We start from the raw sequence: 9,933 nt of genomic DNA on the forward strand, positions 1-9,933 counted from the left end.
AGAGAGGGGGATACAATGAGTCAGCAAAGACCGCTAAAAGATGAACCGACGCTTTCTGATAGTGAATTTGCGAAAGCGATTCTGGGTGCGATCTCCGATGGGACGGCGGGCGGCAGGGCGCGGCAGTTAGGGATCGCACTGTTGCATCAGGCACTGCAAGCGGTGAACCCGTTGCAAATCACGGTTGAAGATGTGGTGCTATATGAACGGACAACTTCAGGCGATCTGCCTGCCGTCAGTCTAAGCACGCCTGTTCAGTTGGATATCAAGACAGGCGTAACCCGCCACAATTTCAATGATGGGTATTTTGGGTTTACGTTCTTTCTAGGACGATCCCGGTTTACCAGCCCCAATCCGGATCGGTTTTACCATCAATACCAGCAGTTCGTCACAAAAGGGAAATGGTTTGCCACACAAAAAGCAGGGGGTGAGATCATTCGGATCGGTTCCGCAACTTCAACGCGTCAGCTTTGGAAAGCGTCTGACACAAGTTTTTTGGTCTATGGTCCACCTAGGGGCAATACTTATACCTACAAGGTGGTTGGACATAAACTTGAGCTGCGCTTGAAAACGCCGTAGGGGGGAAGAAGGGGAGGGGGTCGGGGTTGGAAACTCCTCCCACAGGGGAAACCCCCTTTATCCCCCCCCGCAAGCGGTGGGGAGGGACGCAAGCGGTGGGGAGGGACGCAAAAGGAACACAAGCGTTCTTAGAACACAAACTGAAGTTTGTGCTACAAAGAGGCATGCACAGACTAACAGTCTATGCTACGGGGGCAAGAGGCACAGACTAAAGTTTATGCGACAGGTTTAACATGCACAGGGTATAGGGAACGGGCGGGGGGACCCCGCCCCTACGGGGGCAATATGGAAACCACGACACTGCAAATTCTTACACTTCCACTGCCGAGGGCACCGAGGGACCTAAGCCTTCCCAGATTGTATCTGACGGAGGTGGATCTGCGCGCGGATCCGCCCGACCCGTTAGAGAAAAACGATATTCCGGTGCTGTTCGTGTTTGAGGCGAATGTGACAGACTTCTCGCTGACGACTGTGACGTTGGCGGCTGAAGATGCCCGGGGCAACGACATCTCGGAGGAGGTGTCGTTTGTGGGTGGGCTGACGGGCAAGGGCTGCGTCTACGGGGCGACCTTGCGGTTTCCGGGGTCTGGCGGTGCGGGGCAGGTGACGGTGCGGGTGCTTGCGGATAGCGTCGCGGAAGGTAACCCTGAAACAGTGGCGACGGTCGGCTACAGCGATGATTTTCCGGTATCGGAGTGGGGGACGCTGTTTCGCGCGGATGCTGCCCCTGACACCGGTGGCCTGCAAACATACCACCAGATCGTGTCCATCGATAACGAGCATATCTACTTACGGTATCGTCAGAATATCCATGTCTACGATTGGGGTGGGACCCGGATCGCAGCACGCGAGACAAGCCTAGCAACAGCCACCGGAGAAAACACCCTGGCACTCCGGTTAGATGCGGAGACGTTTCTCGTCGCTTTACACCGGAAACTCATCCTCTACAAGGATCACACACCGATCTGGCACTCCGCGGACATCCTGCGAAACACAGGTACCACTCGGTCATGGACGTTGACAGAAGATGGGCGGCTCCTCATTGTCCGACGCTCGGCGACGGCTGAAGACACGACTCAAATCACGGAACTCCCGATAGAAAGCGTCCATGTCGGGATCGCGAAGAACCTGGATTTAGAAGCGACCCCGTTGGCATCGGTATCACTTTCCGAGGAGGAACAGGCGGAGCCCCTGGGGGATAAGGCGTTATGGCATCTGGCGAGTGGTCCCGATGCAGTGTTTATTGAAAGTCGGAGGACCGGGGACCATTACATCCGTGTCTACGATGATGCGTATCAATCCGTGCCGAGTCGGTGGATACCGATGCCGAGCAAATTCATCACCCCTGCGCCGCTGTCTCTGTTTTATTTTCGAGGGTTGCTGTTTCGGTATAACGCGCGTGGCGATCTACAGTATCTTGATGTCTCGGTATGGACGTTGCCGCAGCCTATTGGTGCGATCTATCCACAGGAAGTTGTCCCCGGAGAACGGTTAGACCTATTCAAATTCATGCACAACGCGACAGACGTGGTCTTCGATGTCGGTTCCGAGAAACCGGACTGGTTATCCATAGAAGGGAACCGATATTTGGTGATTTCGGAAGACGCGCCTATTGACGGGGCGGGGTATGTGCAATTACGGGGCATCAACAGCGTCGGGAGTAGCGAGTTGAACGCCTGTAGCTTCTATGTGAGCGTCACGGGGGCAGAGGTCCCTGTCTGGAAAGAAATATCTACAATGACGCTCGCTGCTACGCAAGCAGTCAACCTTTTGGAGTATGTAGAGGGCGCGGATTTCGTAGAATGGGTGTATGGGTCGAGGGTGCCTGAAGGTTTGGAATTGGTAGACGACAGTGTGCTACGGGTCGCATCGGGATCAGACATCACCGGGACCCATCAAGTATCGTTGCGTGCAGGAACGCGACGCGGGTTCTTTGCGGACGCAGCATTTGGGGTAACCGTGCTATCGGAACCGGAATCGGTATCCATAACGGACGTTCAGGGGTATGAAGTCTTTATCGAGGGGATAGACGTAACGGCACACCTCGATGGCGAGAACCTCCCGGAGATAAGCAACAACTTAGACTGGGTGCGGCTGAACCAGTTCACGCGTGGACGGTGCGTGGTGACACTGCGTAGCGATTCCGAGAACGGCGGGTATTTCAATGAAACGAACCCGGACTCGTTTTGGAAGACGCATTCGCTCAACGAGAGCGGGTATCTCAACGAGGTGCAAGTGTTTGTGAATCTCCGGTTACCCGATGGGAGCGTCCAGTCGAAAGAAATTTTTAAAGGCGTTATCTTCGAAGTGGATGACCGGTTAGGCGTAGGTAGTGTCGGTTTACAGTGCATAGATTCGAGTTATGTTTTGAAGAACCTCCAGGTCTCCGATACGGTTGCGGGTGTGCCGAAGCTACTGGCGCTCACCGCTGCCGATGAAGAGACGCAGGAGGTTTCCGTTGCGGAGGGACGCTATACGGTGGAAGACACGTTTGGAGCGATGATCCCGAAGGGGTCGGCTGCAGACGTTCACACAACGGGATTGACCCTGAAAGCGATCCAGAACGCGCCCGAAGGCGTAACGGAAGACGACACGGCATTTATGACCGAGTCGGAGGTGCGAACCCAGGGCGGGTATCTATCGGTATCAGAAGACAGGACCCCGATCCCCGTATTGGTGAAAACGCAAAGCCCGCATCGGTATCTCTCCCCGCAGGCAGCCGTAGAGAAACTCGTCAAACAGGAACCCATCTTACTGACGGTGCACGCCACGGAACCCGAAGCGACAGGCGCGGCGCATATCCGTTCAAACGGGAACCTCGCCTTCCCAGTAGAACGGGGTAGATTGCTGCGGTATCCAGTAGATTGGATCGTAGACGCTGAGAACGAGGCATTTTATTACCTGCTCTCGAACCCTGTCAATTATATATCGGATGCGTTGGTGTGCTACGACGTAAAAAAGGAGACGCACCAGGTTCTATATGAATTCGATCCGGAACTCGCAGTCGTGAGTTTCGCGAGTTCAGATTTTGACACCTTCGCGGTAATCGTAACGGATGCGACGGACTTCGATCGGAGCGTGGACCCTGCGCCGAAAACTCCACAATCGGTGGTTCTGGGGTATGACGCGAGTGTATCCGAGAACACGCAGATCGTCTCATACCAGCAGAGCGTGCATCGCTATAAGACGCTTATCGAGAAAGAGACAGACTTCCGTCCACAGATGGGATTACATTACTGGGTCGGTGTGAGCGGTCTGGATTACACATGGCGCGGGATCACGCATGGCGTGCGCGGCGGGTTTCGGTCTCAAGGGACAGATGGGAGTTTCGTGTATCGGTATGCGAAGGGGACAGAATTCGGTCTGGCGCGTCGGGAACCGGACGGGCGTGTATCGGCACTCTTCACACACAATAAAGATGCGTATCAGAACCACCTGAATTTCGCTTTCGATGTGACGGATGCTGGGGAGGTCTTCTTTGCGTCGGTAGAAGGGACGGACACGACCAGCACATTGACGATCGAGAAATGGACAGACGGGACAACAGAGACGGTTTTCGAGCGGACAGCACTGCTGTATCAGTTCGGGGCGTTTAACGACGAAGACGGTGCGTGGCTTGGGGTGCATGAAGTGCTTGTGGATGGGCATAACATCTACCTGATCGTGCCGGTGAGTCGTAACGGTCGGGACATCAGCACGGATGCGGGTGTGATACTGTATCGGTATAATCAGGTGACGTTGCAGCTCCAGGTATTAGCGAAGTATGATTTCGTGCAGTATGGACCGTGTATGCTCACGAAACACGACGGGTATATCTATTTCGTAGAGTCGCCTGCGGTGTCTTATCTGTTTGCGGCGCGCAATCGCGATGTTGCGTTTGATGCGTCCGAGGCGAAAGGCTTTTTGAAACGTATCCACGCGACAGGCGAGATCGAAACACTTGGGAACGTCTATTTTGACAACGATCGTGCCTACCGCGAACATCTCCCGATGCGGGGCTTGAGTTTCGACGACGATTTACATTTCGTGATGGGATACGGGGATCCTGCCTCGATAGGGCAGCCCGAAAGCGATGCGTCTCGACCTGAGAATTGGCAATGGTTCTCGTTTGGGAAGAAATACCGTTACAAAGTGCCGGTGCTCCCTACATCGGGTGCTATCTCGGAGGTCTTGACATCGCTGGCGACGACCGTTGGTGCGACGGTCTCCATTGACAAGAATATCTTAAGTTTACAGAACCGGCGTGCCCGCGGCGCGTTCGTGGCGGCGGATGTAGGGAAAGCCGACACAGAAATAGCGTATGCGTTTGCGAATCATGCGTTCCCGACGACGGGGTATCTGCTCATCGGTTCGGAATTGGTGCGGTATACGGGTCGAACAGCGACGCATTTCACGGGTATCTCGCGCGGTGAACTGGCGACACGTATCGCCACACATGCGGAGGATTCGCTGATTACGTTTGTCCATAGACCGATTGAGGCGCGGAACACGATTCGGTCGTCCGAACCGTATTTGGAGGTAACCGTCTCTTTGGATTCCGATCACCTGTATAACTCGATTGAAGAGGGCTCGCCTGTGCGGAGTCGAGTGTTAGACGCAGCGAGTCAGTCGCAATTCGGGTCGAACCCGTTGCAGTTGGCGTTAAGCACAACGGAACACGAGCTGCCCTGGGTCGAGTTTATCTCTAAGCAGTATCTGGAGCGTTTCAAGGATTTAGCGTATCTCATCAATGTCCGGGTGCGTGCGTTTTATGCCGTGAACTTAGGCGAGATTGTCTGTTTTAAGTATCTCGCGGATGCCCCGGAAGTTGACGGGTATCTCATCGCGATGCAGGTGATGTCGGTGCGGACGGGTAGCGAATTCACGACGATTCGGGGGCGGCAGGTGACACCTGTGGTTACGCCGGAAGTCGTGCGGATGGCGGACCTGACACGGCATTATCTGACGACGGATGGTGCGGGGACCCCGCTTTTGGTGGACGGTGCAGGGAATCCGCCGCTCTATTTCGGGGATGCACTCTATTTCGATGTGGCTCCGACTTTTGAGGTGTCTCAACTCCCGAAACTGACGCTGGTGCAGTATGCGGAGATGACGCCTGTCGTGCTGCCTGCGGGGATGAGTCCGATCGGGAACCCGTTTACCTATGCCTTTTCACCGGCGCTCGGGAAAGGGTTGCGGTTTGATCCGAGGACCCGGACGCTCGGCGGGACGCCGGTTGCGGTGATGCCGGAGACGGATTACGTTTATACGGCGATGGATGCTGAGGGGCAGGTGATCACGTTGCCGTTGGCACTCGAAGTGAAACCCGCCGTGCAAGCACCCCGTCGGACGACGGATGGTGCGGGGACTTCGTTTTTCGCGGATGGCGCAGGTACCCTTATCCGCTGGCACGGTTTTTAAACTTTCCTTGCGGTTCGGTGAGGTAGGTTAATAATTTTTATGTCCCTTTGCGTATATCCGCCTGCGCCGTTGTTGCAGGCTACGCGCTTTGGTTTTTATAGTAAAGTTTAGAATTAATAGGACATCCTGTGCCGGTTCGGTTAGGAAACCGAACCTACCGGGGGCGGAAAGTGTCCATTTATTTTTCGGATCCACTATAAACTTTCCTTGCGGTTCGGTTTTTTAATTATGTGCGTCTGGGCGGCGTTTCCGTTGTCAACGCCGATCTAAAATTGGTTTTTAAACTATGTGCGTCTGGGCATCGTTCCACTTCGTTCCACGATGGTTTTCGGTTAAGTTAAGAAACCTACTTTAGGTTATGAAAGGTCTGTTCGCAATTGGGACTCTGCAAGGACAACGGACGCAGCAGCCCAAGAGCAATCGTTAAAAAAATGCCCTGCGGTTCGGTCAGGAGGGGTTGATAGATGAAGGGTTTCTCTTTACACAATGCGTTGTTCTTTAAGGAATGCGTCAGCTATTTGGATGACGGGGTGCGGGTCAGTGAGCATGGGAACGCAGCGAATATCATCCGTGCGGTTTCGGACAACGATTACAGGACGTTTTCGACGGAAACGGATTACGACATCAACATCGCAGTGAACGGGAACCCGACGCGGGTGGACGCTGTCTTCGTGAAGGGGATCGGGATTGAAGGGCACAGTGCGACGCCTACCGGTGGCTCTGGATCGGGGTATAGCAATCGCAGGATGCCGGCAACAGTGAAAAATTGGGAAGGCACGGATGTCAACACCCTCGTGAACGGGTTCCAGCACGACTTGTATCTGTTGGATGCGCATTTCACGGCGACATCGGTGCGGCTGACGTTCACGGGGACGGACGTCAAGATCGCTGAGGTGATGCTCCTGGAGTTCGGGATTTCCATAGATGCGAACGGTGACTTTACGGAGATCAACGCCGACTTTGTGGATCGGAGTGGCGAGATTCATTCAGCACCCGGGGGCAGTCTCGGTTACGGGACTCTGCTGGGGGCGGGGCGCGATAAATGGGAGATAGAATACGCCGTGAAGGTCGTGCCTGGGAAAACGCTTTTGGAAACGCCCAAAGAGTTTTTGTATTGGCGGTCGGAGAACCGGAATCATGTACATGCACAGGAGCCGTCGCGATTCCCCTGGCGGATTTTCCCAGCGACGTTCGTAGGGGAACGGGTGCCGGTTCGCTACAGAACAGACGATAAAACAGGTGGGGAGATATTGAACTTCAGCATCTCCGAACAATGAAACGGCGGAAGTTATACCATTTCTAATTGATGATTTCTCTTATAGTAGATCCCATAATTACTTACACACTCACATCGTTACCTGAACTTGTAAACGGGCATCTCACGGATGCACAGGCTAACAGCCTATGCTACAAGTGTAAACTTATTTTTAGAATCTACTATAAAAGGGTTTCCTACCGTTTTTGGTTATGTTCCGTGCGGTTAGATGAAGTTTCAGAAAATAAATCGGTAATAGACGGGCATTGTCCCGCAAGTCCACACGCGACTTGCGCAGGGTTGCCCTACTACAAACGGGGACGGGCGGGGGGACCCCGCCCCTACGATAATTACCGAATTAATAAATTAATCTTCATGAAACCGCACCTACCGGGTCTGGATGAATATCTCGGTTAATGCGATATAAACTTTTAGAGGTGGTATAAAATCTGGAGGTAAAAAAACAATGGAATTAAAAATACCGACAAAAGAATTTGTAGAAGCGCGGATGAAAATCGTCTTACCTGAACCTAACAGGGTGGATGTGGACATCCCGAAGGCGTTGACGGATACAGGTAACAACTGGCGTTCCGACCTTTACGGAAACAAGGTTATTAAGCGTCCAGCGAAAGGCGAACCGTGGCCGAGGCCGGAACTCAATGATAAATATGAAATGGCACCGCTATGGAATTTGCGTCCACGTCGATACGCGAATATAGAAGCATTGCTTACAGAGATTGCTGAGCTCCCGTTGGATATAGGGTTACCTCGCAAGTTTTGGAGTGTTGGACGGCGCGGGGAAAAACGAGAATATCATATCCCGCAAGTCATAAGTGAAACAACGAAGCCGTATAAATGCTATTGGCTGAAACCCGACAAGGACGACAGCATAATCCTTGAAGGGAAAATTGCAGGTAAGGGGAGCAGCGAACCCTTTGTGTACCGGGGTCGGAAAATAACGCCTATAGGGAATCGATGGAAAATAGAGTGTGTGAGTCCAGAAGGTATGAAATTTGAGTGGTCTCTCCTTTTCAGCGATTCACACCCGACGATTGATTATCAGTTGCAAGGGACGCTTTGGACGAGACACCAAGAATACAACGATTCATGGAGTGGTGGCACTTCAAGGCATCCTGACATAGACGCTTGGGGAGATCCAAATACACCGAATTGGGAGCGTCCGCTTGAGTTTACTTCTGTTTATTTGACAGGTGCGGCGGTCTACGGCACGGCTTACATAGGACTCAAGCAATTGGGATTTTGGGGTGCATTGGACACGGCTATCAACTTCATAGAAGGCGTAGAATGGGCGTATGATTTATCGACAAGACCTGCGTATCTTGATGAGAGTGATGCACTGATGGATCCCCCTGATATGCGTGAGGCGGAAGCGTCGGAAGCCGACCCGATAGTTGTGGCAGTTTCTGCAATTAAGCAACGGAACAATCCAAAAGAGTTCATCAAGTCAGGGAAGCCGTCAGTTCGGGCGACTTCAAGAGAAGCAGAGCAGCGGGTGTCAGCAAAAGAACGGGACACCGCTTGGAAACAAGTCAAGTGATTTAACCCTTCTGTTTTGTTGAGCGTAAGGGAAACAGCAAATGGCAAGCTTTTCATTTAGCAGCAGCACCCCGAGAGCAGGTCAGCGGGGCTTTCTCGTCAGAATAGTTTGGGATCAAGTCGTAACAGGGGTGACCCAGTCGGATATTACCGTCAAAGGCGGAACGATCTCCGCGTTGGTTTCTTTATCGAACACTACGTTTCTTTGGGTAAACGTCGACTCGGGCGAGCTGGGATTAAAGATAACGGTCGCCAAGGATGCCGCCACTCAAGGGAACAAAGAAGGGTCGGTGCAATGGGGGACTTTCGGGATAGCCGTCACCCTTACTGCAAGCAAGACGCTTTCCGAGCCTGGCACGAAGGTCACCCTCACCGCTGATTTTGAAAGCGATGTGACAGGGGTGACGGCTGCCGATTTTTCCGCCACCGATGCCGATGGCACTGCCGTAACGCTTGAAAATTTTCAGGCGGATTCCACAGATGCATCGCGCTATACGATCGACGCCGTGATGCCGTCATCGGGGAGCGGCACCGTCACCGTTAAGCTTGCCGAGAACGCCGCGACGGAAGGCAATACCGAAGAAACCGTCGACATCACGTATTCGCCTGTGAGCGTAGTATTCACCGATGACGACGCAGACGATATCATAGATTATAGCGGCACTGTGAAACTCACAGCGACGTTTAACCGGGCGGTCACGGGAATAAATGCGGCAGATTTCACCGCAACTGTCGGCACGCTGTCGGGGTTCAAGAAAGTCTCCGACCTTATTTATGAAATCACATGGACGGCCCCCGCGTCCGGGAGTGGCACGGCGACGATCACATTAGCGGAAGACGCTGCCACCCAAGGCAACCCCGAAGCCACGCTCAGCCTCACCTATCCGACACCCGCAACGGTCACACTCACAGCAGTGCCGACCTTGGTGAATATAGCTCGTGACGCAACCGTCACAGCAACGTTCAACAAAGATGTTACGGGGATCGCCCTCGATGATTTCACCGCAGATGTCGGCACACTGTCAGGTTTGAAGAAAGTCTCTGCGAAGGTATATCGGATCACGTGGACTGCCCCCGCGTCCGGGAGTGGCACGGCGAAGATCACGTTAGCCGAAGACGCCGCCACCCAAGGCAACCCCGAA

The 9,933-nt window shown here is 53.4% G+C and carries 5 protein-coding genes; all 5 read left to right on the forward strand.

Features of this window, described 5'->3' with window-relative positions:
• The first annotated feature begins 15 nt into the window (after nt 1-15).
• Nucleotides 16-579, forward strand: coding sequence for a hypothetical protein (locus tag F4X55_04420; protein MYC40241.1), 564 nt, complete (start codon nt 16-18; stop codon nt 577-579).
• Nucleotides 580-864: 285 nt separating this feature from the next.
• Complete coding sequence (locus F4X55_04425) at nt 865-5,979, forward strand: hypothetical protein (protein ID MYC40242.1); 5,115 nt, start codon at nt 865-867, stop codon at nt 5,977-5,979.
• Nucleotides 5,980-6,443: 464 nt separating this feature from the next.
• Complete coding sequence (locus tag F4X55_04430; protein MYC40243.1) at nt 6,444-7,256, forward strand: hypothetical protein; 813 nt, start codon at nt 6,444-6,446, stop codon at nt 7,254-7,256.
• 444 nt (nt 7,257-7,700) lie between these two features.
• Entirely contained in the window at nt 7,701-8,792 is a 1,092-nt protein-coding gene (locus tag F4X55_04435) for a hypothetical protein (GenBank protein ID MYC40244.1), read from the forward strand.
• A gap of 40 nt (nt 8,793-8,832) precedes the next feature.
• On the forward strand, nt 8,833-9,933 hold a 1,101-nt coding region (locus F4X55_04440; GenBank protein MYC40245.1), incomplete at its 3' end, for a hypothetical protein.

This window comes from Candidatus Dadabacteria bacterium (assembly GCA_009840385.1).
Taxonomy (GTDB): domain Bacteria; phylum Desulfobacterota_D; class UBA1144; order Nemesobacterales; family Nemesobacteraceae; genus Nemesobacter; species Nemesobacter australis.

Bases quoted from the DNA above. Each gene is read 5' to 3' on its own strand.
- F4X55_04425 (MYC40242.1), top strand. From the start codon at position 865: ATGGAAACCACGACACTGCAAATTCTTACACTTCCACTGCCGAGGGCA.
- F4X55_04435 (MYC40244.1), top strand. From the start codon at position 7,701: ATGGAATTAAAAATACCGACAAAAGAATTTGTAGAAGCGCGGATGAAA.
- F4X55_04420 (MYC40241.1), top strand. From the start codon at position 16: ATGAGTCAGCAAAGACCGCTAAAAGATGAACCGACGCTTTCTGATAGT.
- F4X55_04430 (MYC40243.1), top strand. From the start codon at position 6,444: ATGAAGGGTTTCTCTTTACACAATGCGTTGTTCTTTAAGGAATGCGTC.